The sequence below is a fragment of the Martinezella lusitana genome (genome assembly GCF_900094565.1).
Classification (GTDB): domain Bacteria; phylum Pseudomonadota; class Alphaproteobacteria; order Rhizobiales; family Rhizobiaceae; genus Rhizobium; species Rhizobium lusitanum.
In genome coordinates this window covers 19,012-42,922 of the sequence record NZ_FMAF01000040.1, presented here as the reverse complement: position 1 = coordinate 42,922, position 23,911 = coordinate 19,012, and the positions used below count along the sequence as shown (strand labels likewise).

General features: G+C 56.1%; 18 protein-coding genes and 4 pseudogenes. 11 read left to right on the top strand and 11 right to left on the bottom strand.

Annotation, left to right across the window (positions count from 1 at the left end; genetic code table 11):
- From GA0061101_RS39105 to GA0061101_RS35170, 4 genes and pseudogenes are all read right to left on the bottom strand, one after another.
- Nucleotides 1-90 (bottom strand): annotated as a pseudogene (locus GA0061101_RS39105) (IS5/IS1182 family transposase); the annotation flags it as partial.
- Nucleotides 91-207: 117 nt separating this feature from the next.
- Nucleotides 208-1,530, bottom strand: a complete 1,323-nt coding sequence (ltrA, locus tag GA0061101_RS35180; RefSeq protein ID WP_028755411.1) for a group II intron reverse transcriptase/maturase — start codon at nt 1,528-1,530, stop codon at nt 208-210.
- 471 nt (nt 1,531-2,001) lie between these two features.
- Nucleotides 2,002-2,222, bottom strand: a pseudogene (locus GA0061101_RS35175) (hypothetical protein); the annotation flags it as partial.
- A 154-nt stretch (nt 2,223-2,376) separates the two neighbouring features.
- Nucleotides 2,377-3,375 carry a hypothetical protein gene (locus GA0061101_RS35170; RefSeq protein ID WP_004118206.1) on the bottom strand — a complete coding sequence of 333 codons (999 nt, stop codon included), beginning with the start codon at nt 3,373-3,375 and terminating at the stop codon, nt 2,377-2,379.
- A 281-nt stretch (nt 3,376-3,656) separates the two neighbouring features.
- Between GA0061101_RS35170 and GA0061101_RS35165 the strand changes: the two genes are divergently transcribed.
- Together GA0061101_RS35165 and GA0061101_RS35160 are read left to right on the top strand one after the other, a co-directional pair.
- Complete coding sequence (locus GA0061101_RS35165) at nt 3,657-7,727, top strand: helix-turn-helix domain-containing protein (RefSeq protein WP_004118204.1); 4,071 nt, start codon at nt 3,657-3,659, stop codon at nt 7,725-7,727.
- Between the two features lie 896 nt (nt 7,728-8,623).
- On the top strand, nt 8,624-9,361 hold the full coding sequence (locus tag GA0061101_RS35160; RefSeq protein WP_004118203.1) for a hypothetical protein: 738 nt from the start codon (nt 8,624-8,626) through the stop codon (nt 9,359-9,361).
- 6 nt (nt 9,362-9,367) lie between these two features.
- Here the strand turns inward: GA0061101_RS35160 and GA0061101_RS35155 are convergent, their stop codons facing one another.
- The 5 genes and pseudogenes from GA0061101_RS35155 to GA0061101_RS40590 form a co-directional block, all read right to left on the bottom strand.
- Nucleotides 9,368-10,789, bottom strand: a complete 1,422-nt coding sequence (locus GA0061101_RS35155; RefSeq protein ID WP_004118201.1) for an ISNCY family transposase — start codon at nt 10,787-10,789, stop codon at nt 9,368-9,370.
- 217 nt (nt 10,790-11,006) lie between these two features.
- Nucleotides 11,007-12,323, bottom strand: coding sequence for a reverse transcriptase domain-containing protein (locus tag GA0061101_RS35150; RefSeq protein WP_004122915.1), 1,317 nt, complete (start codon nt 12,321-12,323; stop codon nt 11,007-11,009).
- Nucleotides 12,324-12,328: 5 nt separating this feature from the next.
- Nucleotides 12,329-12,907 carry an SLATT domain-containing protein gene (locus GA0061101_RS35145; protein WP_004122917.1) on the bottom strand — a complete coding sequence of 193 codons (579 nt, stop codon included), beginning with the start codon at nt 12,905-12,907 and terminating at the stop codon, nt 12,329-12,331.
- A 292-nt stretch (nt 12,908-13,199) separates the two neighbouring features.
- Nucleotides 13,200-13,487, bottom strand: a complete 288-nt coding sequence (locus GA0061101_RS35140; RefSeq protein WP_004122918.1) for a Shedu anti-phage system protein SduA domain-containing protein — start codon at nt 13,485-13,487, stop codon at nt 13,200-13,202.
- Between the two features lie 119 nt (nt 13,488-13,606).
- Nucleotides 13,607-13,729, bottom strand: a pseudogene (locus tag GA0061101_RS40590) (non-homologous end-joining DNA ligase); the annotation flags it as partial.
- A 37-nt stretch (nt 13,730-13,766) separates the two neighbouring features.
- On the opposite strand from GA0061101_RS40590, the gene GA0061101_RS35135 reads away from it, so the two are divergent.
- Nucleotides 13,767-13,988 carry a hypothetical protein gene (locus GA0061101_RS35135; protein ID WP_004122919.1) on the top strand — a complete coding sequence of 74 codons (222 nt, stop codon included), beginning with the start codon at nt 13,767-13,769 and terminating at the stop codon, nt 13,986-13,988.
- Between the two features lie 236 nt (nt 13,989-14,224).
- On the opposite strand, the gene GA0061101_RS35130 is transcribed toward GA0061101_RS35135, so the two are convergent.
- Complete coding sequence (locus tag GA0061101_RS35130) at nt 14,225-14,407, bottom strand: hypothetical protein (protein WP_240535486.1); 183 nt, start codon at nt 14,405-14,407, stop codon at nt 14,225-14,227.
- Nucleotides 14,408-14,566: 159 nt separating this feature from the next.
- Between GA0061101_RS35130 and GA0061101_RS41225 the strand changes: the two genes are divergently transcribed.
- The 5 genes from GA0061101_RS41225 to GA0061101_RS39960 all read left to right on the top strand — a co-directional run bounded on the left by GA0061101_RS41225 (nt 14,567) and on the right by GA0061101_RS39960 (nt 18,106).
- Nucleotides 14,567-14,926 (top strand): hypothetical protein, encoded by a 360-nt coding sequence (locus GA0061101_RS41225; protein ID WP_004122923.1) that lies wholly within the window; start codon nt 14,567-14,569, stop codon nt 14,924-14,926.
- Entirely contained in the window at nt 14,830-15,120 is a 291-nt protein-coding gene (locus GA0061101_RS41220) for a DUF7146 domain-containing protein (RefSeq protein WP_425281488.1), read from the top strand. Before GA0061101_RS41225 ends, GA0061101_RS41220 begins: the two co-directional genes overlap by 97 nt.
- An 82-nt stretch (nt 15,121-15,202) precedes the next feature.
- Nucleotides 15,203-15,484: a toprim domain-containing protein gene (locus GA0061101_RS41215; RefSeq protein ID WP_376766907.1), complete on the top strand. Its 282-nt coding sequence runs from the start codon at nt 15,203-15,205 to the stop codon at nt 15,482-15,484.
- Nucleotides 15,485-15,860: 376 nt separating this feature from the next.
- Complete coding sequence (locus GA0061101_RS35120) at nt 15,861-16,340, top strand: coproporphyrinogen III oxidase (RefSeq protein ID WP_240535487.1); 480 nt, start codon at nt 15,861-15,863, stop codon at nt 16,338-16,340.
- Nucleotides 16,337-18,106, top strand: coding sequence for a GNAT family N-acetyltransferase (locus tag GA0061101_RS39960; protein WP_004122926.1), 1,770 nt, complete (start codon nt 16,337-16,339; stop codon nt 18,104-18,106). Before GA0061101_RS35120 ends, GA0061101_RS39960 begins: the two co-directional genes overlap by 4 nt.
- 172 nt (nt 18,107-18,278) lie before the next feature.
- Here GA0061101_RS39960 and GA0061101_RS35110 read toward each other — a convergent pair.
- Nucleotides 18,279-18,930 (bottom strand): annotated as a pseudogene (locus tag GA0061101_RS35110) (ISNCY family transposase); the annotation flags it as partial.
- A 1,088-nt stretch (nt 18,931-20,018) separates the two neighbouring features.
- Here GA0061101_RS35110 and GA0061101_RS35100 point away from each other — a divergent pair.
- Genes GA0061101_RS35100 through GA0061101_RS35090 form a run of 3 tightly spaced genes read left to right on the top strand, consistent with a single transcriptional unit; the run spans nt 20,019 to nt 23,370 of the window.
- On the top strand, nt 20,019-20,699 hold the full coding sequence (locus GA0061101_RS35100) for a vWA domain-containing protein (RefSeq protein WP_004122927.1): 681 nt from the start codon (nt 20,019-20,021) through the stop codon (nt 20,697-20,699).
- Nucleotides 20,696-21,466, top strand: a complete 771-nt coding sequence (locus tag GA0061101_RS35095) for a PP2C family serine/threonine-protein phosphatase (protein WP_037136628.1) — start codon at nt 20,696-20,698, stop codon at nt 21,464-21,466. The genes GA0061101_RS35100 and GA0061101_RS35095 overlap by 4 nt, the downstream gene beginning before the upstream one ends.
- Entirely contained in the window at nt 21,463-23,370 is a 1,908-nt protein-coding gene (locus tag GA0061101_RS35090) for a protein kinase domain-containing protein (RefSeq protein WP_004122931.1), read from the top strand. Before GA0061101_RS35095 ends, GA0061101_RS35090 begins: the two co-directional genes overlap by 4 nt.
- Nucleotides 23,371-23,911: the final 541 nt, after the last annotated feature.

The following is a 23,911-nucleotide window of genomic DNA, read 5'->3' as shown; positions in this document are numbered from 1 at the left end:
ACCGTCGCGATCCTGGATGTCGGCGCTGTGCACCATGAGACCGACCATCAGGCCGAGCGTATCGACGATGATATGGCGCTTGCGGCCTTTGGTCTGTAGAGTCGAGGAAAGGCGCGGTGGCTGGCCCTTGCGAGGCTCGCTCCGTTTCCTTTCCCCGCTCATCAAACCGGACGTGCGGATTTCCCGCATCCGGCTTTCCGACTGGCTTCATCGTAAGGCCCACGGCGACTGCTTGCCGCGCTCGCGTCGAAGACACAGCACGCCCAATTCCCCGTAAACATGTTCACGTGGGAATCGACGCGTGCTGCGTCCTTGCACTTTGTGCCGTCTGCACAGGAAGTTCGTGACGCGGTCATAGACGTGTCGATCGACGCCTTCATAGGCCGATGCGAGAGCGCCATAGGAGAAGTATGCGGCCCAACCGCCCAGGAGGCGGTTCAATCGCTTGCGAACTTCAGGCCATGTGCCCTTGTTGCCCGGCGTCAGCAGCGCGCTGACCTTGGTCTTGATCCGCTGCACGCTCTTCCTGGACGGGCTCGCTCCCAGGTACCACCGGCCGCCGTTGGGCAGATGACGTGGTCCAAGCGAGTAGCCAAGGAAGTCGAAGTGTTCGCGCCGGGCATCCTTCACCGAGGTTTTCGCCTCGTTGAGCGACAGCCCGAGTTTCGTCATCACCGTCCTTGTCCACGCCAGCGCCTCGGCCGCATGATCGCGGCTGAGAATGACGAAGTCATCGGCATAAGAGATGACGTGCGCGCGGAACTCTTCACCCAGACCGCTGAGACGCCAGTGCTTCAGGAACCGGTTCATGTAGATGACCGAGAGCAGCGGACTGACGACACCCCCTTGGGGCGTGCCGTGTGTGCTGCTCTTGCCGCCAGTCATGCGCCGTTTCCCGTCGCCATCCCGCTCCTCGACCGGTGCTCGCAGCCACAGCCTGATCAGCCGCAGCACGCTCCGATCGACGATGCGTCGGGCCACCGATTTGAGGAGGTCCGAATGCGGGATCGTGTCAAAATATTTCGACAAATCAGCGTCGACAACGTCGGTGTAGCCCCGGCACATCAGCCGGTGCGTTTCCTTGACTGCATCGACCGCGCTGCGACGCGGCCGATAACCATAAGCACCGTCCTCGAAGTCCGCCTCGAAGATTGGTTCCAGTACGAGCTTGGCAGCGGTCTGGATGACGCGACAGCGGATAGAGGGAATGCCGAGCGCACGCTCGCCTCCCCCAGGCTTCGGTATCATCACCCGCCGCACCGGATCGGGTCGGTACGTCTTCGAAACGAGTTCTTCGCGCAGGCCCGCCAACCACGCATCCACGCCCGACGCCTCGATCTGCGTAAAGGTCACTCCGTCGACGCCAGGCGCTCCCGCATTGGCGCGGGCCAGCGCATAGGCATGGCGCAGAATGTCTTCACGGCAAATCTTGTCGTAGAGCAAATAGAAGCGGAAAGCGGGCTCCGCCTTCGCCTTACAATAGAGCTTTCTCTGTAGGTTCCTGATCTTTTCAGGTGTTTCGAGGCTCATCGCCAATCAACCTTTCCTCACCATCTTCGAAAGCATGCCAGAAGTCAGGGTCCTTTCCTCCGCCGGCATTGCCCGGCATCGACAGTCTTACGACCCTGTCCGACTCCCGTCCGGTCCATCGCCATCAGCGATGTCGAAGCCGCGACCTCCGACCGCACGGGTCTCCCTCGATTACCCGCATCACCCTTCCCGCGTGCCGTGCCCAATACCCCGGCAGACCGAACAGGTGCTTGTGACGATTGCTTCCCTGTTCGCACGGCCTTCCCCGGGTAAGAGACGGGTCGGCATCTGCATCGACTCTTTCGAGGCCTGCTCGGACTTCACTCGCGTTACGGCCCACTGGATTGCTCAACCGCCCAAGGCGGCCTTTGTCACGAGGCTTCGAACCGGCCGGTTACCCGACCGATCCGCTCGTCAGCTACCAGATCAATCGACAACTCTCTGGATGGAACCTTCCTCCATTGGTGACACGCGCCTTCGAGGCGCACTCTTGCCCGCGTCATAGCCCCGGATGCCGCCGCTTTCGGTGGTTTTGACGCTCTGGCTATCGATCACACCGGCCGTCGGGCTTGCCTCCTTGCCCTCCAACTCGCGCGTTTCCATCACGAGACGATGGTTGATGCGTGGCCAAAGTCCCAACGCTCTCCATATTGCCGACGGGTGATTTTGGTCCAGGCCATCGTGTTCTCCATCGAATCTCGCAAATCCGAAGGAATCATAACCTGTTGAAATCACCCACCTCTTTTTGAGGCAGCCTCTAAAGAGAAGCCCACCACGGCAACTGATCGGTTCATATCCAAGAATATCACCATGAACCGGAAGCGGTGGCTCATTAAGAGGCAACGCCTAATAGTCGCACCAGATTGCAGCAAGCGACGCGAATTCTTCCCAGTTCGGTTTGCCTTTATCCTTCCACCGCATGCAAACTTTAGGAAGGTCGGCTGTCATTTGGGCCCAATCATCTGCGGAGACTTCTTTGATCTTGCCGACGTCCCATCGATCTTGAGACAAACGCGAGAGCTTTTCATAGGCCTCCGGTTTACCCAGCAGAATCTTGCGCGTCCCGCCGGGAATCCAAGCGTCACGCCAAGAGTGTTGGGCGCAAACATTATGCGGACTGACTGTCGGAATGAAAAATTCTAATCCCGTGTAGTGGCAATAGTCCCAAGTCTCGTCTTCGGGAGAGCCAGTATTGCATTTTTCCCACACGTTTTCCGGCAACTTCACACTCGATCGCAACTGCTCAGCCGTAAGCAATAGGCCATCTCGCGCCTCCAATTCTTTCGAAGGCGGCGGATTTGACGTATCGTAGCCGCAGCCTCCTTTGAGAAAGGTTTCGCGCACCATCGAAGCACCTGGAGCCATTGTCCAGGTAAAGTCATTTGCTTGGTGGAACAGCGTATATTCGTGCCATTCGTTTGCCCCGGTTGCTTCAGTGGCCAATTCATTGAAAAAAATTCCTGCGGATACGGCATCGGGCTGCGAGCCTAGGCCGATCATCTTTGTAGGGAAGCGATTGAACCAGTCGAAGGCTACAGGTTGTCGACTCTGGCAAGGCCGATCCCCTGAAAAATGCAAAGTGTCGCCTTTGACTGTATAGAGTTCCCCGTTTCCAATTTGGATGAGTTCGCATCCATGGCTAGGCTTAACCAAGTCCGGTGCATACTCAGGGTTGAGTGTCATGAAAATAATTATTGCGACAATCGCGATGATCGCGAGCGACGGATATTTGTCCAAGATTCTATGAAATAATCGGCGCAAAAGCCTGTAGATCGCAACGAATGGGCGAAGTGCCTGGTTTTTCTTGGCAATGTCGAAGCAATATCGAAGAATGCCCGCCAACATGTTCTGCCCCAGCGGCTACTTAAGTTTCTGCATGCTACAGACAATATTTTTCTTAACAATAGCAGTTCCGATTCGATCTAATTGTACCACGCTTCACAACTATAGATGTGGATTCTGGAAGGGGCAATGAAAACATCCCGATGTTCATCGCTGCTCGCGGAATCCCCAATCCTTTTGACTTGGAGAAGGAGCCGAAGGCGAGGCAGGGTAGCTGGTCCCTGAATGTGTTGTTCGGCTCCAGGGTTATTGCATTTTTAATTTGACGTCATATAAAATCACTAATGTCTACGTTGCTCAATCCTCCTGCCTCCAATGAGGCTATCACTCCCGCACAATGTCGCGCTGCTCGCGCTCTTTTGGCTTGGTCTCAGCAGGAGCTCGCCAGCCGCGCTCGAGTAGCCACCTCCACCGTGGCAGACTTTGAGCGGGGCCATCGCAACCCGATTCAACAGAACGCTGAAGCAATTCGCGGAGTGCTCGAAGCGGAAGGCATTGCTTTCCGAGCGGGAGGAGCTGTTATCGGGCCAACATTGCCCGCCTTCGCCGACCGGAAGGACGCTGGTTTGCCAATAAGATGGGTCGATGCGACTGATCTTTCTCAGTGGGCCGAGCGACGCGACGGTCAGGGATCTCTTCCAACCTTGCTTGCGAAGCTAGCAAGGGCAAATCGCCCCATATTACTGAGGTTTCCCTCGGACGAAGGTGTCCAGCACGCTGGCTGGGACGGAGTTACCGAAGCAAGCGAAGCGTCTGAATATATTCCGCTCGGTGTCACGGGATGGGAAATCGGGACGCAGCGAGATCGCATCGCCTCGAAGGCCGATGATGACTATAAGAAGCGCAGCGAGAATCCGCTTGGTCTTATACCTGCCGAGTTGACGTTCATCTTCGTGACGCCGCGTCATTGGCCCCAAAAGGAAATGTGGGCGCAAAAGAAGCGTGCGGAGAACATCTGGAAGGACGTGCGTGCTTACGATGGAGATAATCTAGTCCATTGGATCGAACTCTATCCCGCTGTCGGGTTATGGCTGGCTATCGCCCTTGGCAAGCGACCAGCCGGGGCACTTGATCTTCGGGAATATTGGCTGGAATGGGCGCTCGCGACCCAATGGCAATTGCCAAGTGAATTGGTGCTCTGTGATCGCGACGAAAGTGCCACCCGGATTCTTCGATGGCTCAGGGGGCCGTCGTCTGTGCTTGCGGTAAAGGGGGAGAGCCCGGCTGAGGTTTCCGGATTTGTTTATGCGGCGATCAACCAGCTTCCCGCTAATCTTGCGGAATATTACCTGTGCCGAAGCTTGGTAGTCGCAAACTCCGAAACTGCAAGGCTGATTGGAGATAGTGCAACGCCGTTGGTCATCGTGGTGTTAGATCCGGAGCCAGGCCCGGCGCAGGCGTTGGCCAAGAAGGGACACCATGTACTTGCCGCATATGGCCAAGACGCCTCGTCCTCCGGCGATGCCATTGTGCTTGAACGCCCCGCACGAGAGAATATTAAGATCGTCCTTGAAGGGGTTGGCGTGCCTTCCGAGATGGCAGGGCGGATGGCGAGAGATTCGTCGCGAAGTCTAGGAATTCTGCGACGTCTCATGCCAAGCTCTCCTGGACGAGTACCCGCGTGGGCGAAAGGACTTCCCTCTCAATCGCTCATTGCGGCTCTCCTCGCAGGTGGCTGGGATGAAAGCAGCGAGGGAGACAAATCTGTCCTATCGCGGTTGGCTGACATGCCCTACGAACCGTTCGCAGCTAGTCTTGCGGGTTTGGCCGGAAATTTCGATAGTCCTCTGCGTAAAGTGGGCTCTGTGTGGAAAATTGCCTCGCCACGCGATGCTTGGGGCCTGCTGGCAGCGGATATATCGCCCTCTCACATGGAACGGTTTGCTGCAGTCGCATTAGACGTTTTGAGCGCGGCCGACCCCCGCTACGAAATGCCCGCGGAGGAACGGTGGTATGCATCGGTCCGGGGGGTGCATCCAGAATTTTCCAAAAATCTGCGTAACGGTGTCGGCGAAGTATTGATTATACTTGCTCTGTTCGGAAAACTGGCCTCATCCGTACCATCTGCGGAGCTGCAGCCAGATCTTATCATTCAACGCTTGCTTAGCGGCGCCGACCGTCAACGTTGGTGGTCACTGTCGAGGGATTTTCAACTATTAGCGGAAGCCTCACCGTCCAGTTTCCTCAGCGCACTCGACGACGCACTTGGTCAGGACGATAGCCCTGTCGCCGTTCTTTTCGGTCACGATACGTCCCCGCTTTTTGGCGCCGAGCACCTATCCACATTATTGTGGGCTCTCGAAACTTTGGCATGGTCTCCCGACTATCTCGGGCGTGCGGCCTCTATTCTCGGGGCGCTCGATGAGCTTGATCCTGGGGGCCGTTATACTAACCGTCCCGGCAGTAGTCTCCGAACTACATTTCTTCTATGGGCGCCGCAAACACACGCGACACTAGAACAGCGACTTCGGGTCTTGGACCGGCTAAGAGCGAGGTTCCCCAAGGCAGCTTGGAAACTCCTGCTGGGCATTCTTCCGACCGAACACGACTCGTTTTCACCAACGCCAGCCCCTCTCTGGCGCGATTTCTCGACGCCAACCTCAGAAATCGTCACTTTCGAGCTGATTGAAAGAGGCGCGCTCGCGATTACCGATCGTCTCCTTGCAGACGCGTCGGCTGATATCTCACGGTGGGTGGCGCTGCTCGATCGCTGGGGCAATCTCGGAGCCAGACGGGAAGAAGCGCTAAACAAACTCAAGGCGCTTGTTCCGTTCATTGCGGACGACGTGGGTCGGAACGCGTTAAGGTCGAAGTTGCGCGCAATTTTGCATAGCCATCGCAGTTTCCGTGATGCCGCGTGGGCGCTTCCTGAAGAAGAATTGGCTCCTTTTGAGGAAATTTACAACGCCATAACCCCTGTCGACCTAATCGCAGAGATTTCTTGGTTGTTTGACACGTCGGTCGCACTTCCGAACCCAATCGGCACCAGGTGGCACGAGGACACACAGCGGCAGCTCCAAGGGGAACGCCGAAGCGTTGTTGAAGCAATTCTCACCAATATGGGACTGGACGGCCTGTTTGCTCTTGCTAACGCTGTACAGGAGAAAGGTTACCTGGGACAAGCCATTGCCGAGGCCGAAGTTGGCAACCCGCGACGGGGACACGAAATTATCGTCCGGGCTCTCACAAGAGAGGGCGTAGTGGGCTTAGGAGTTGCCCGGGGGATGATAATAACGATGTATCCCATGCAAGCTGATCAATGGGTGACAGATTTGGTCGACGAGATGCAGCAGATAGGAGCCAAACAGGAAAGCTTGCTCGCAATTCTGCTCGCCCTCCCGCCCTCGTCGCGCGCTTGGTCGCTCTTGCGGGAATTGGGCGCAAATTTCGAAGAGCAGTACTGGAAACGGGTCCCAATCCTTTGGATTAATGGCGAACGGGAAGATACAGAGTTTGCGGTGAGCAAACTGATGGATGTCGGTCGCGCTCGCCATGTCGTGCATCTAGTTGGCTTGCGGTTGCATACAGGTCTGACATTTGGCTCGGATTTGCTCGTCCGCCTCCTTATTGAAGCGGCCTTACAACCAGCCGAATTCGACGCCGATCACAATGACACGACGATGTTCCAACACTACGTTGCCGAAATTCTGTCTGTTTTAGACAACCGTGACGACGTCCCCGCCACGGAGATGTTAAAGCTGGAATGGATTTATCTTCCAGTGCTTGAATACTCGCAGCGTCCGGCCAAGTTAATCATCCGCGAGCTTGCGTCCAATCCGCAGCTATTCATCGACGTAATCTGCGCAATTTACAAACCCAGCGAGGACAGCCGCGTAGTTGAAGAGACTGTGGCTAACCAAGAACAAGTCACCAATCGTGCCCGCCAAGCAAGCAACCTCTTGCGTCTCTGGAATGTTGTTCCTGGAACCAGACCAGACGGTACAATAGATCTAGCGATCTTAGAAGACTGGGTTCAACGTGCCCGCCAACTGGCGAAATCCGCCGGGCGGGAGGATATTTCGGACCAGAAGATCGGCGAAGTCCTTGCCTGCGCACCTTCGGGGCAAGACGGCATCTGGCCCACAGAAGCTGTCCGCGAATTAATTGAATCCGTTCGCAACAAAAATATCGAAATTGGGCTCATGATTGGTCGTCGCAATCTGCGTGGCGTTACGACGAGGCTACCGCGTGACGGCGGCGCCCAAGAGCACGATCTTGCGAGGACCTTTAGCGAGTGGTCGCGAGCGACGGCGCTGGAATGGCCGCGCACGTCTGCTGTTCTCGAAAAAATCGCTACGAGCTATGACTACGAAGCTCGTTCGCATGACAATGACGCGGAAAAGCTCGATTGGTAAGATTGTACCTGCTTCATGCGAGGAAATTGCCTGGGATGGTGCCATCCCAAGCAATTTCGACCGCGTTACTGGCTGTGAAGCCGTATGCCAGCTTAAGCATTCGGCTCATAGGCACTTGACAATAAGTGAGTTTGTTCTTTATTTGTTCCGTCCATGACAAACATTGGCCGCCTCATACGCTTTCGCGAACCGAGTGGTCATGCTTTCTCGTTTATCGTATCGGAGTGGCAAAAATGGGCGAATTATTGTCCCATCGCGTGGAAGCCTGCACTTTTCTTCCATCAGGTTTGAATACCGTCCAATCGGTGCTGAGGAAACGAGATCGTTCGTTCCAGAGATATTTCGACAGCGGTACAATTATGAAAGGCGGCCCAAGCCTGTTCGCGGTTTTGACCTATTCCGATAGCGGAAACTGCAGGGCTCGAAGCAGGTTAGAGAGCCGCTCCACGAAAAAGGCCCGACTATCCTAAAGTTCAGAACTCCCCTGTTCTGAAGATCGCGTCTCAACTCACAGGTATGACGGCATTTCGACGCTGTCGGATGTGGGGACACCCTGGGGGCGCGACTTTTTCAGCGGACAGGCTATGTTCCTGTTTGGACATGAAATCTCTTGCTGTGGAACATTTATAAGTCCGTTTTACAAGATTATATAATAATTCCATTAGGTTACAGATGTCAAAGCTGGCTAGACGCGCGACATTGTCAGCCAGTTAGAAATGCGACACTGGCTCTGACAATCAGCCCCCGATCCGGCCGGCTGGGCCGGGTTGAAAGGGCGGAGCGGGGGCGGGTGATAACATTCCCCTTCGGCTTTAGCTTTCTCACTGGCAATTGTTCTTTTACCGCTCGATACTCGCTAGCACTTGCATGGCGCAGTTGGGGATCAAAGCCGCACGATGCTTCCGGAAATCAACCTGCAAGGTGACGTCGACATCGCCGCGCTGTCACCACTTCTTCGCGGCATGCTTCTTTCGGTTGCCTATGCTGACGGTGAGGGTGGCATAGGATTGACCGCGACCGGCGCCATGAACCGCAAGTTCGTGCATTGGGCCGCTGTGCACTTCCTCTGGCCCGGATTCACAGCCGAGGACCTCTACAGCATGAACAAGGTGCTCAATGAAAGCGACATGCCGCCGCTTTGGGTCGTGCGCGACATGACCCGCCACCTGAAGCTTCTTCGCCGGAAAAAGGATGTGCTGCTGCCAACCAGACGCGGGCGGGAGTTTCTGGTGAATCCGCAAGCCTTCTTCGATGTGGTCGCCACGGATTATCTCTATTCGTATGTCCACGCCACCGAGCGGGAAGAAAAGGTCCGCGCGCGGTTACGCTGGTGGCGCATGTTCCTCAATCTTCTCAATATCAAGGCCAGGGAAGGTTGCACGCCAATGGACGTTGTGAAGATCCTCTATCCAGACTTGGCGCCTCTGTCACACACCGAAATGACCATAGAAGCCTGGGAGTTGAAATCCGATCTCCAATATGGCGTCTTACGGCGCTTGTGCTGGCTCGGCTTGCTCTATGAAGCAAGAGAGGGCCTCACACTCTTCCAGGACGGATCCTTCCACAAGACACCGCTTTGGTCCGCATGCCTGCAGCTGGAATCGGATACGCAAAGCGACATCGGCGTGCACTGACGATCTTTATTCCGCCGCTGGTTGCCTCAATAACGCTTTCTCTCGCCGTGCAATCACCGCCGGATCGTTCATGTAATCTGTCCTCGGCTTGCGTCCCCGCTTCTGATAGCCGTTGGCTGTGCTACCGTCCCGAATGCCAAACATATGATCCTTCTGCCCGGTGCGTCGGGGACCACTCTTGCTGCGTTGCTGTTCTCGGCCGGCTTGCAACTCGGCGACGATCGACAGCATGTCGTCCAGCCGCTTGTTGTCGACGACCTCCGCACGATGCACCGAGCGCAACGTATCGAAGGTCTTGTAGGGCAGGGAAAAGCTCTCGTGCATGATCTCGAGCCGACCGTCCGGATAGTCGCAGACGATCACTTTCTGGCCAGCCAGTGGCCTGGAAATCTCGGTCGGATCGAGAATGAACAACATCTTGTCGTAGCGTAGCGTCAGAGATTGCGACAGCGTGCGGACTTCCTTCCGGCACATGGCACCATCGAGGTTCTCGTGGTTGGCCAGCGGTCGGTGCATGTCCTTTGGATTGCGTGGTTGCTTGCCAAAGCGAGTGTTGAAATCCGCAATGAACTCAGGCGCATAGGAATTGGCAGCTTCGATCGTATCAATGCCGCGAAGCCGTAATTCCTTCACAAGCCGATCCTGCAATGTCTGGTTGGCACGTTCCACCCGACCCTTGGCCTGAGGGGTGTTGGCGCAGATGATATCGATGTTGAGCTCATAAAGCGCCCGGCCGAACTGCGTCAGACCGCTTGTCCTGTCCTTCTTCGACGGATGCGTCGATCGAAAGACACCATGTTTGTCGCTGTAGAAAGCCAACGGCTTGCCCCACTGCTGCAGATAATCCTTTGTCGCATGCAGATAGTCGAACGTATTCTCCGATCCGGCGAAACGCAGGTGCAATAGCCTGCCGGTGGCGTCATCGATATAGACGAGCAGGGCGCATTTGGGGCCGCGGTTCTCGAACCACCAGTGATGCGATCCGTCGATCTGCACCAGTTCGCCAAAGCAGCCGCGCCGGCCGCGTGGTTGGAAAACCCGTTTCTTGCGTTCACGACGCGAAATCCAGATACCAGCCTCGGTCATCCATTGCCGCAGCGTCTCCTTGGCGACCGAGATCCGGTGCAACTCGAGCAGCTTCTCGCGTGCCAGCGTCGGACCGAAATCCAGATAGCGTTCGCGGATCAGATCCAGCACCGCATTGCGAAACTCTTCGCTATGGCGCCGGTTGCTTGGTCGTGATCGCTTCTTTGAAACAAGGCCGGCCGGACCATCCTGATCATAGGCCTGCAGCAGCCTGTGGACCTGACTTCGACTGAGGTCGAGCAGTTCGGCGGCCTGTACGACGCTCAGGCGTTGGTTACGGATCTTCTGGATGACTTCGAGGCGATGTAATTCTTTCTGCGACATGGTGATCATAAAGGACATGACGACTCCGACCGCTCCTGGTCTCGACCAGGCTGAAGATCGTCATCCTTGCTCCCAACGGTGGCTTTGACCAGTGCGTCGAGAGGCGAGACTGTCGCATCTCTAACTGGCCCAACTGTCGCATTACTAAATAGCCGCTACAACAGAAACTCAGATAAGTTCTATTATGGAACGGCCGAGCCATTTTGGATTTGTTCGTAACGTTTGTCCGTTGGCATTAGCTAACAGGTGTAAGATCCTTCTCGAGTTCGCTCACCTCTCTCCGGACCAGACGCCAGAACATCTTGTTGATCTTTTCCTCCGTCCAGTCTTTGATGCTATCGAGCTCGACCCCTTGGAGATCCGCGATCAACTGCATTTTCTTTTCCAGGGAATAGTCGTCGAACCGTGGGATATATTTCGATTTCGCCATGTTGAATCGAATCTCATGGTAGGCCTTCACGAAGGTCTTTGGCTTCCCCTGCCCGGCCATGCCAAGTTTCCTCCACAGCCGGGCGGCGAAGCGGTCGAGCCGTTTGAGCTGCTTCACGTCCTGGGTCATCGAGAAAAAGAACATCCAGCCGTAGCGTTTGTCGTTAAGAATGCACCCCGTGATCTTGAGATTGAGCTTCGCCAGCAGGCGCTTGTGGTTTGCACGATACTTCGCGCTTGTCATAAGCGACATTATCGTCGTCATCATCCGTCGGTAGGAGCTTTTCCGCACAGACACAAGCTTCGGCGTGATGTGGTACCCGAGATAGTCGACGCCGGTCGAAAGCGGAACGATCTTCGACTTGCTGCCCTCTTCGAGCGGATGACATGTCAGTTGCGCCTTTGACAGCCTGCCTTTCAGCCATCGGAAGTGCCGCTTGGCGTCGGATGCCTTGCAGACCACCAGTATGTCATCGACGTACCGATAATATTGGAAGCGGTCGTGGGCGTTCTCGTCGATCTGCATCATGTATATCGAGGAGAGAATGTTGGACACGCTGAGTCCTTGTGGAACTCCGACACCGTTCGCTTTCTTACCGTCGCCGGTAGGCGTCTTGACTGCGGAGTCCACCAGAGAGGTTAGGAACCTGTATCGGGTTCGCGTTCGGATCCGCTTTAGCAAGAGCTGATGGTCGAGGCTCGGATAGAAGTCCTGGACATCCAGTTGAAGAAAGACGTGATCGTCTGCCAGCGGCCGCACGAACTCCAACAGGTCCTTCACGATGAAGTGGGCGGGAGGGAGCTTCGCGTCATCAAAGACGTGCATCAGCACGTTCGTGAGGGCTCTCAGGGTGACCCGGTCTCTAACGCCCGCTATCGCGATCTCGCGCGGCGCCTTCCCCGCTCCCTTCGATATCAAGCGCTGTTTGAAGGACGTGAACCGATAGGAGTCGGCATACACCCGTTTCCTGATGAGCGCCAACTCGGCATCGATGTTCTTCTGAAAGGCTCCGGGGTCGATACCGTCCTTTCCGATCGTTCCGGATGCGGCAATTCGCTCATCGAAGATCGATTGCAGGTTCCCGATTGCAAACTGCTCGTCGAACTTTTCTTTGGCCTGCATCAACCTCACCCGTGAAGAAATGGCCACATGAGGAACGCCGCCGGAACCAGAAATAATGCGGCGATGATCGACCGGTAAAGGATTCGCCGCCCGAAGAACGAAAAGAACTGGAACCACGTCCATGTTAGGGGCTTGCCGTGATTGGTAAGCTCCTTCCCTTCGAGGAGCATGTGATTGACGAGAAGGTCCGTGTAATCGTGGTTCGAATGATTTGGGAAGTCGAGTAGGATGTCCCGATATCGAAGCTTCTTGTCCTGATCCGGGAGATCTTCGTCGTAGAGCTTCTGCAGCTTGAGATAGCACTCGCGAAACGAAGCGGCCCGAGCCTCCATCCGGAAACCGCCCGCGACTAGAGACGCCACAAGCACGACCACCGACGACGCCAGGTTCAGCTTGCCGAGTTCCGGGTACGGAACGCTGTAGAAGGACTCGAAGATGGAAAGGATGACTGAGAATACAGAGTAATAAGTCACCGCGAGGTATGAAATGTTTTGGTTCCGCAGAGCTTTGCGCTCTGCGATCATTCGAACTCGGGACGTTATCCAGATCGTGTCGTTGATCGTACTCGGACTAGGACGCGTCATATCTTTCTCGCAAGAACTGAAGTGGTGCGGACGCAAAAACTCAAAGCAACTAAACACTCAATCGAATGTAGCCATAGGCCGACGCGCAGAACGCGCCCCTTTGTGACCAGAACCCAGCAAGCTGAGCCAGCGGCTTTACCCGCTCCGCCCGCACCGCAAACCATCTAACTGTAGTTGTAGTTTTTTTCAACTAGCTGACGACTTGTGCTTGCAGCGCCTCGCCGTGTTCGGCAAAGGCGGGAGGCGTCCTTGGTGTTCCAGTTCCTCCGTCACAAGAGAGGCATCATTCGGCTCAGTCTCTCGGAATAAATCTCGCTCGATCAAGCCATTCATCGAAGGTGACAATGTCCAGGTTCCGGGTGTAACGTCGAAACAGTTCGAATGTGTCGCGTCTGACCTCAGCGTCACGGGAGGTTCCATCGCCTTCGATATCGCGGCCCCGCCCAATCACCAGGATCGCCTTGGGATCCCGCGTCCTCGCGGTCATGCGGCGATTGCCGGTCTTGTCGAAGTTTTGGCCGGTCTGGCCTTGAATGAACCATCCTGCCTTCTGTTCGAGAACCTGGGACACGGCATCCATGAATTCGCCGCTGAATCTCCAAGTCCCTGACCTTCCGGCGCGGCGTTGCTGGAATATCGGCGTGTGATTTCAACAAGAACTGAGTACTCGGTGAAATTCATCAGATAGTCGACCGTCGGCCTGTCACGGTTGGGGTCGAGCAGAAGGTTCGGCTGTGCGGGATCGCGACGACGCAGTGGCTTCGACCGGGCCGGACCGTCAGTGTCTTGGAGGAGCGGTTTCGAACGCGGAGGCTTGGACATGGTGCTATTCCAGCCGGAAAAGCGTTAAGAAGCTGATATGAGCCGCTTTGAAGAAACCGAAATAGCCCTGACGGATAAGCTTCGGTCCCTGAAGCTGAAGCCCGACATGATGATCAACCTGTTCGACATCGGGGTTCCACTCACCGCGGCAGGATTTACGCAAGATGAGATCATGGCTGTGCTCGTCGCATTGGAGCAGGACAAGATCATCGAGTTTGCGCCGGGAAACAGGCTTCGGCTCTTGAAGCGACTGCCCTGACGCCCTTAATGCCGGGACTCGGTCATCATGTCTCGGTCGAAATCGTCCATCACGTCCGGGCAAGCAGGGCGACGTAATGGAGCCGCTTCGAGATCTTCTGCAGAACTTCCTTCCGCAGATCGACAGGGAGTTTAGAGAACGGTTTCTGAGCATAAATTTCGACATCTCGGGCCATGACGCAATACCTCCGAAAAGCGATTCGCGGCTCAAGACGAATCACCGTCGAAGGTTCCGACTCATCGGACAAAGAAAAAGGCCGTCCCCAGCAGATGGCCCTGATCTTGGTCTTCTCCGAAGAGATCGGTCGGTAGTGTGCAGCACGCGCAATCAGGCCCCTGACCGTTCGCTTCCCATGCCTCAGTCATGGCTTCTAGCTCGGGATCCACTTCCATGCCGGAGATCGCGAGATTGGCCTTCATCTGCTCGTAGCGCCACTTCTGGGCTTCAGGGCTATGCACACTTCCATGCTCGTCACTGAAAAGTTGCCATCGAATGTGCCCCACGTACTTCAGCGTACGAGGGCAGATTGGGTGGCAGTGCCGCTTTGATGTTCGCGGGCGTCGTGATGCGAGCGTATCATGCAGTGGAGACGAGCCGAGGCGACCTCCGAATTTGGCGATCTGCTCGATGTCATCCGCGAAAGCTGTGGTCTGGTCGACTTCCGCGAAGTCGCGGATGAAGCACGTCGCTTCCTCTCCATGCCGCTGCCACCTCCCCAGCTCCCAGGCGCGCAGCGCCAGCCAGCGGCGAAACGCGGCTCCCCGAAGGCCGCGCGTAGACTGTTCGCCATGTCTCAGCCGATCGCCGGCACGCTGCCGAACGATACCTCGCCGGTCGCGGCATTCTGCTCTCCCCGCATGAGCGCGCGCTGCGCTTCCATCCCGGCTGCTACTACAGGGATCTCGTTACGGGCGAGACGCAGACTCTTCCTGCCCTAATTGCCGCTGTCAGCGGCCTGCAGCGCACCTGGCTTGATCCTTCGGGTCAGGGCAAGGCGCAACTCGCGGATCCACGCCGCTCGCTGGGGGATATTCTTGGCAACGGCATCTTGCTAGGCCACCAGCCCGGTGCGCCCGTCCCGGTCATGGCCGCCGGCGAGGCTTCGAGACGATGGCTTCGCTTAAGGTGGTGATGCCGGCGCTGCCGGTGGCCGCCGCCGCCTCGGCCAATCACCTCGCCGGCCCGGACTTCCGCTTGGCTGCCGTCGCCTCTACATCGCAGCCGATGCCGACTCTGCCGGCCGGCACTGCATCGAACGTCTCAGCCAGCGCGCAGGCGAGTCCGGGATCCTCGCCTTGGTGTTGCGGCCGCAGCTCGGCGACTTCAACGACGATCTGCTTCATCTCGGCCGGGCCCACCTCGCGGCATGGCTCGGCGATCAACTCGTCCCCGACGATGAGGCTCAGCGGCCTTTGACGGTGTCCGACAATTTATGGCTGTTTTGGCGAATTTTGGACATAGGCTTGTTTAGCCGGCCTCCTCGATGTTTTCGCTAAGTAACTGAAAGGAAATCTACAATCTATTTTTTAGCGCCAAAATACAAATTGGTATGAACTTTGCCCCGCCGTTGAGAGCCGACGAAGTTGCTTGCCAGGTAGGAGCGAAGCGATCGCTCGGCAAAATTAAAGGGACTGGAATAAATGGGTTTGTTGAACTCCCACGACTCACGATTGCAAGACCCATCTTGCCCTCCAAGGAATGGATAATCATGCATTTTATGGCGGAGCACATCCTCACCGCGCTTGGCTATCGTCACGGGCCGATTTTCTATGGACGAAGGCGTCGCAATCGCACTCCTTTCGACAGTCTTGCAAGTACGATTCCTGGAACGACAATAATCTTGTGCCGTTTGGGGTTAGCGGATTTGGCTCCATGAGCCAGCGCCAGTTCTATATTGAGGCCGATTTTGATCGGTATCTGACTAGAGTTGAAGCGGGCGATAAACCGATTTGGAAAGGTGTCGCACTGTTAGAGGACGATCTGATGGGCAGGACAGTAATGTTTGCGTTGCGAAGCAGCGGAGTGTTGTTATCCCGCTTCGCACGGGAGTTTGGGGTGCCCTTCGAAAAATACTTTCCCCGCGAGCTTGAAATCTTGAAGGAGACCGACCTTGTATTCATCTCTAACGACGGCGTACTTTCTCTGACTTCCGCCGGCATCATCAATTCAGGCGCTGTGTCTCTGCTGTTTTTCTCGGACCAGGTGCTTGATCGGGTAGCCTACAACGATAGCAGGATAGGGACAAGAAGACCGACCTCTTGGAAGAGCACGATTACTCGCCAGCGGGACGGTACGGCTCAAGTGCGAAAATGCAAGCTGTGTTTCGGCGAAGTCGGGGGACCTCGTCAATGACCTTCACCTCGTCCTTTTCCATCCCAGATCGACCCGCCCATCAGGCGCGGGGGATATTTTCTCACCTGGTCGACAGCATCGACCGCAGCCAGGCAAAACGCCCGCTTGGGATTGTCAGCGATTTCGTCGCCGAGCAACTCCCGCACCAAATTGCGCAGATCAAAGGGAATGAACGGCCAGATGAAGCGGTTAAGGCGCTCGGGCAGAGCATCAACGCAATGATACGGGGAACAGACTGTGAGGCGCAGCTAATAAATCTGCCCCAGTCCGACTTCGGAGTGGCTAAGACAGACATTCAGTATCTCGTCAATTGTGCTTATCAGATGTCCGCGTTTGCCGGCCTCAATCCCGTCGATGCGGAGTTGGCGGTAGGAGAACCGTTGATGCGTATTGCACAATTAAGTCGTCAGCGGCAGCCTAGCATTGATGTCCTCTCCTATGAAGACATGATCCTCACCAACCCAGTGGAGAGGGATCCTCGCGTATATTGCCTCGGTTCAGCTGGGGTCGAGGAGCGCGATTTTTGCCTCGGCCATCAACTTATTGAGGGTGACTTACAGTCGGCAATAGAAGCTCTGCTTGAGTTGCGAGACACGGTCGCGGCAGATGCACGCAAGTGTCTATCGCTGTGCATGAAGTCGCTGGAGTCAGCCATTTATGTTTTGGAACGTTTTTATGAACATATGTCGCACGATCTTTTCGAGCAATTTCGCATGTTCTACGGAAAGAACCCTTACAAGGATAGGCTTGGCCCAAGCGGTCGTTTCTCTGCCCGCATCGTGGCGGTCTCGGTTCTTCTGATCGGCGAAGAGCTGTTGCGCCAGAAGCCGCAATTCTACAAGGATGTATATCGGTTGTCGGAATATTATCCTCAAAAATGCATTGACGACGTATTTCGCTGGTTATCGCCAGACAAGGTGCGCGCGAGAACCCAGCCAAGCTGGCTTGAAGGGAAAGCGCCTTTCCCTAAGCTCGCAACGGTCTCGTCCATCGTGGAGCGCCAGAGCAGCGAAATCCGAGAGCTGCACGCGTCCTGTGTTTGTGCGCTGGATCGGTTTACCCGGATGCATCGTCGTGCGGCCCTGAAATATACGGTAGGGCCGGGTCTCCCAATTGTTGGAGTTGATATGTCGGAAAGGATTGAGGATGTGTTGTCGCAGCGGCTGTTAGGGAGCGCACCAAAGCTAGAGGCGGCATTTTCCTCGATCAAGCATATCTCCGACATCAGGCGAAAATGGTCAATGTCTCAAGACGAAGTGGTCTTTCGCCGATTCGAGGTAGGAGATGCTGACGATGTATGGCGGTTGCATCGAAGCGCATCCGACGGTGTTGGTGTACATGGGCCGGAAGGGGCATGGGAGGATGATTTGCGTAATGTCGGGGACGTATATCTAGCCTCAGGCGGAGATTTTGTAGTTGCTCATATTGGCGGCCAACTCGTCGCTATGGGTGGACTGAAACCTGCCGAAGATGATGTTGCAGAGCTGAAGCGGATGCGGGTCGATCCCGCCTTTCAACGACGAGGGCTTGGAAGGAGAATACTTAGTGAATTGGAGCTGCGCGCCGCTGCCCTAGGTATCAAGTGCATAATGCTCGAAACAACAACCATCCAGGTCGGGGCTCAAATGATGTATGAGACGTCTGGCTATAGTCGCCGCGGTGAGGGGATGCTGCATGGGTATGCCGTGATTTTCTACGAGAAGCGGCTCGCCAGCCAGGATGACTTGTTGATTTCTGCTGAGAAGCGACCCGGGAATTCAGACTGATGGGGTCGTCTAGTCTTACTGCGTCATAAACCGCGGATTTGCCGCGGCTGTCCATGGCCCTTGTACAGCACGGACATCGTTGCAGGCGGTTGGCCAGGGCCGCAGTCAGGCGTCGACGGATGGTCGGGATCGCGGTCGGGACGCGCCGCCCTGGTCGGATCGGAGGATCCGCGGGGGTTTTGGCGCAGATGATGTCGATGTTCAGCTCATAAAGCGCCCGGCCGAAGTGCGTCAGGCCGCTCGTCCGGTCCTTCTTCACGGATGTGTCGATCGAAAGACACCATGCTTGTCGCTATAGAAAGCGAGCGGCTTGCCCCATTGCTGCAGATAGGCCTTCGTCGCAGCAGATAGTCGAACGTGTTCTCCGATCCGGCAAAACGCAAATGCAGAAGCTTTCCGGCGGCATCGTCGATATAGACGAGTAGGGCGCATTTGGGGCCGCGGTTCTCGAACCAACAGTGATGCGACCCGTCGATCTGCACCAGTTCGCCAAAGCAGTCGCGCCGGCCACGCGGCTGGAAAACCCGTTTCTTGCGTTCCCGGCGCGAGATCCAGATGCCGGCCTCAGTCATCCATTGCCGCAGCGTCTCCTTGGCAACAGAGATCCGGTGCAACTCGATCAGCTTCTCACGCGCCAGTGTCGGGCCGAAATCCAGACAGCGCTCGCGGATCAGATCCAGCGCCGCATTGCGAAACTCCTCGCTGTGGCGCCGGTTGCCCGGCTGCGTTCGCTTCTTCGAAACGAGGCCGGCCGGACCTGAATGGTCATAAGCCTGCAGCAGCCTGTGAACCTGACTTCGGCCCAGCCCAAGCAGTTCGGCAGCCTAGACGACGCTCAGGGAAAATACAGGCGCCGTGATAAAGACGCCCTCTTTTTTCTCGCCGCACGGTCCAACGGAATCGATTTCTTCGATGAAGAGCAGACTCGGTGCGTTTGAGCGTGCACGTGCAAAGTCGAGATCGTCTACGCCACTCGGCAACGTCATAAACGAGCGTTAACGCCCAATCGCAGGGCGCGCCGTAGCCTCTTACGCTACTCAGGTCCGTACCACCTCGCCAGACTTCGCTCGGTTAACTTTGGTTGCAATTGCAGCAAACGCAAACGCCCCAATGTCTCATCGAAACCGCAACCCTTTCGAATGGTCTTCCAAAATAGGCCGGGCGCAATGGCCACGGCTTCCGCAACGGCTCCCTTGTTAGCTTGAGGTTCGGAGCCTCCTGGTCCGCGTAAATTCGGAGATCGCCGCCCATTTGTTCGGCACTTCCACGCCGTGATCAAAAAGGAGAGCACGCTTGGAAGTGTCGATGGCGTTCTCCGCCCGATTCACCGCCCTGCGGTCGCCAACGACCAATACGAACCCAGGTGGGAAGAAGATTGCTGTCGGCAGCGTCCACGAGCTAAATTGAACATCATGATTGTATAACGTCGGTCTGAGAAAAACCCTGGGTAGCTTCTCCCAGAGACTCGTATATGCTGCCTGACGAATCTTAGTCCGCAGGCAACGAGATCGCGATGGCAATGCACCAGCTCCCCTCATCACAAAGCGGCTCGAGCACTCGGCCGCGGCTCTGGTGGATGGTATTTCTATTTCCCGGCAAGGCCATCTTATGGTTTCAGTATCACTTTCCTAAATTCGGCAATGTCATTGCTACTGGCCGCCGCTATCGGAGCCGCACTTGCGGAATAATGTACTCGGCCGTGTTTTGGGTGCTAGTCGTCGCCTGGCTGCTTGCACTTTTGCACGGCGCACTTCGGTAACACCTCGATGCTGCCATCTCGAGCCCGAGAGTCGCGGTTCCGGTGCTTTTCCCAAAAGCCACACCCGGCGAAAAAATATCTTTGAGCGCTCTTTTGTAAATGCAGCGCCGGCGAGAGCTGCTATGCATTGTTCGCAAGCTTGAGGAGAACCACATGCCGAATCCGTTTGAGCAAATTCCCTTTGATGGCGCGGAGTTCGTGGACAATCCCGAACCGCGTTGTCCCTGCCTTTTATTGCTAGACGTTTCTGGTTCGATGCGGGGACGCCCGCTTAGGGAACTCAATGAAGGTCTCGTCCAGTTCAAAGACGAACTCTATGCGGACTCTCTCGCATCTAAGCGCGTTGAGATAGGCATAGTCTCCTTCGGCCCTGTGACCATCGTGAACGACTTTACAAGCATGCAAAACTGGATCGTCCCCGAGTTGGCCGCACAGGGAGATACGCCAATGGGCCATGCAATCGAGGAGGGCCTCCGGCTCCTGCGCGACCGGAAGAACTCCTATCGCCAAAACGGAATCTCATACTATCGCCCGTGGGTTTTCCTGATTACGGACGGAGCCCCAACAGACGCCTGGCAGAGTGCGGCGGCGCAGGTCAAGGCTGGAGAAGTTGAAAAGGCCTTCAGCTTTTTTGCTGTCGGCGTCGACGGTGCTAATTTCGAAACGCTTTCCCATATCTGCGTGCGCCAGCCTTTGGCGCTGAAGGAACTCAGGTTTCGAGATCTGTTCCAGTGGCTTTCCAGCTCTCTAAGCTCGGTCTCGCAATCCAATCCCGGTGACGCCGTTCCTCTCTCTAATCCTGCAACGCCAGACGGATGGGCCTCAATCGCATGACCGACGGCTGGCGATGGGCTGCGGCCCGTGCTCGTGGCACCTCCCATGTGAAGACGGGTTTGCCATGTCAGGATTTTGCATTGAGTGAGACTTTAGCCAGCGTCGATGAAACCGTTATGGCAGTGATCGTTTCAGATGGTGCGGGAAGCGCAAAACTGGCGCAGATTGGTTCCAAATCAGTCTGCATTGGTCTGCTTCGGCTCATCCGCGGATATCTCGCAAATCACTCCCTCTCCCAGCTTCGTGAAGAAATGGTCTGGGACTGGATAGACGATATCCGCGAATACATCAGCGCGAAGGCTAGTCGCTCTGGAACACAGCGACGCGATTTCGCGGCCACAAGCGTTGCTGCTCTCATGTCTGAAAACGGTACTGTGATCTTTCACATCGGCGATGGCGCGGCTGTCGTACGCTACGAAGGAGACGAAGCCTGGGATGTGCCGTCGTGGCCGTATCAAGGCGAATATGCATCGACAACCACCTTCATCACCGATGATCCCCAACCGCATCTCACTTTCGTTCGAAATGACCGTCGTGTCGATCGATTTGCAGTCTTCTCCGACGGCATCGAACGTCTAGTCCTCAATAGCGCAAATCGTTCGGCTCATGAGCCATTTTTCAATCGGATGGTGACGCCGCTGGCTCTTTCGGAGGAAGCCGGCAGGAACCTTCCTCTGTCGATGGCGCTGCGAGAATATCTTGAAAGCCCATCCGTTTGCGAAAGAACCGATGACGACAAGACGCTCGTACTCGGTGTGCGCAAATGAGCACTATCGTATTCGGATCGGATGGGAGGAAGCTGACGCTTGGCGGGATGCTAGGAAAAGGCGGCGAAGGCGCGGTCTATCACGTCCACGAGGCGGGCGATTTGGCGGTGAAGATTTATAATCCCGGCAGGGCCTTCGAGAGGAAAGCAAAAATCCTTGCCATGACGTCGGCCGCACTCCACAAGACAACCGACATCGTCGCCTTCCCGATCGACACTGTCAGTGACAAGAGCGGAATGTTCATGGGGTTTTCCATGAAGAAGGTCGCAGGTTTTAAGAATATCCATGAACTCTATGGGCCTGGCAGCAGGCGGACGGAATTTCCTTCTGCCGACGCCCGGTTCCTGGTGCGCAGCGCGTTCAATCTTGCGAACGCGTTTGCTGCAATCCACAGCACGGGCTGCGTGGTCGGCGACGTAAACCACTCCGGCATCCTCGTTTCAAACCAGGCTATGGTAACTCTGATCGACAGCGACTCCTTTCAGTTCAATAAGGGGCCAGAAGTCTATCGCTGCACCGTAGGCGTGCCGGATTACACGCCGCCTGAGCTGAGAGGCGCGGACTTCGAAAAAGTGGTTCGGATGGCGAACCACGACAACTTTGGTCTAGCCGTCCTCATCTTTCAGCTGCTTTTTCTTGGGAGACATCCGTTTGCTGGGAAGCATCTCGGTCTTGGCGACATAGACATCCCGACCGCTGTAGGCGACCACCGTTTCGCCTATAGCGCACGCAGGGCTGAGACGCGCATGGAACCTCCGCCGCTAACACCAGCGCTGGGTGACTTTGGCAAGGAGGTTTCCGACGCATTCGAATCCGCTTTCGGAAAGAGTGGTGATCTTCCGGGCGGTCGACCGAATGCGACCTCGTGGGTCCAAATCCTCGGCAAGCTCGAGAAGGGTTTGCTGGAGTGCTCTGCTGACAAATCGCATGCGTATTTTCGGAGCTCGTCGTGTCCCTGGTGCCGCCTCGAGAAATCGATGGGCAGGAGCCTCTTCGCCGCGAAGATTTCAAGCACTGTTTCCACACTGAACATCGGTGACCTCATTGCTCTGATCAACCGTCCCGCTCCACCAAACCAACCCCCAGCACCTGAAAGCATCATTGCGGTTCCGTCTCTCACCCGCAGCCCTGTGGCGGTATCCTTCTCACGTGGAAAGCAGCTGGCGTTTTTCGCCTCGGTTGCGGGACTGCTGATAGGTATTTTCCTTGCAAACCAGTTGAATGGCTTCTGGGGTGCAGCTCTGGTTATCGCATCAATCACAATGATGATCCGATCCCGCCGTCCTGCGGAAGAATTTAGGGTCGAACTGCAGGCGGCTACCGCAGCATGGGAGGAGAAGAAGAAAATTTGGGAAGAGCACGCCGGGCCTGCCGTGTTCCTGAAACGAAAAAGCCACTATCTGTCCCTGGCCTCGGCTCATGGCAAACTTCCGGAACAGGAACGCGAACGTCTCGCCGAGCTCGAGCGAAAGAAAAGAGACCTTCAATTCAGGAGCCACATGCAGGGGCACTTGATCTCCCGCGCAAAAATCGCTGGCATTGGACAGAGCAGGACGGTAACGCTCTCGTCGTTTGGTTTTGACAGCGCGTGGGATGTGAAGACTCGCTCGGTTTTAGCCGTTCCCGGCATTGGTCCCAAAAAAGCCGACGCCCTTGCGAGTTGGTCGTCGTCTGTTGAAAAGAAATTTGTATTCAATAGTCACATTGCCACCGATCCGCAGGCTATCAATGAGGTCAAAACGGACATAGCGCGTCAGAGGGCTGACCTGGAAGGAGAGCTGAGGCGTGCTCCGGATGAGCTCAAGGAACTTCTGGATACTGCCTCCGAACTGCGAAGGAACCCGCCCCCGCAATTGGTTGAAGCGTATGTGCGGCTTAAGCAAGTCCAAATGGATATAGGGTAACGGTGACGCGCGTGGCCGGAGCATACCGAGACTTCTGGGTAATGCTGGCGATGATCGGGGGCGCTGTCTTCGCAGCGAATACGACGTCAAAGCCGGGAACGGCGTCTCACGCCCCTGTTTCGTCACTTATTCCCTCGCGCAATCAGATCGTGACAGCGCCGGTTACTACCCCAACACGCGCTCAGGAAAAAGCGCTTCCTGCGTCTCAAACTTCGGTGGTAACCGCGACTCCTGCAAGTGCAGAGCCGTCGCCCACATCTTCCAGTACAGCGAATGCGACATCCGTTTCGGAAGCGGCTCCGTCTTTCTCCGCACCTACGCCTCAAAGCACCGAGGCGAGCCCTGGGCTTCCGATCACGCAGCCAACGAGCGGCGCCCCTGAACCTGATCCGTACGTCTTCGATGGATTGATCGCGTCCATCGAGAAATCGGAGGCGACCACCATCGCGCCTGCGGTCGATCCTTTCGATAAGGCCACCCCGCCCCCTGCCGCGAGGTTCGCTTACATTCGGCTACCTCTTGAACTCAGAGACGGCCCTGG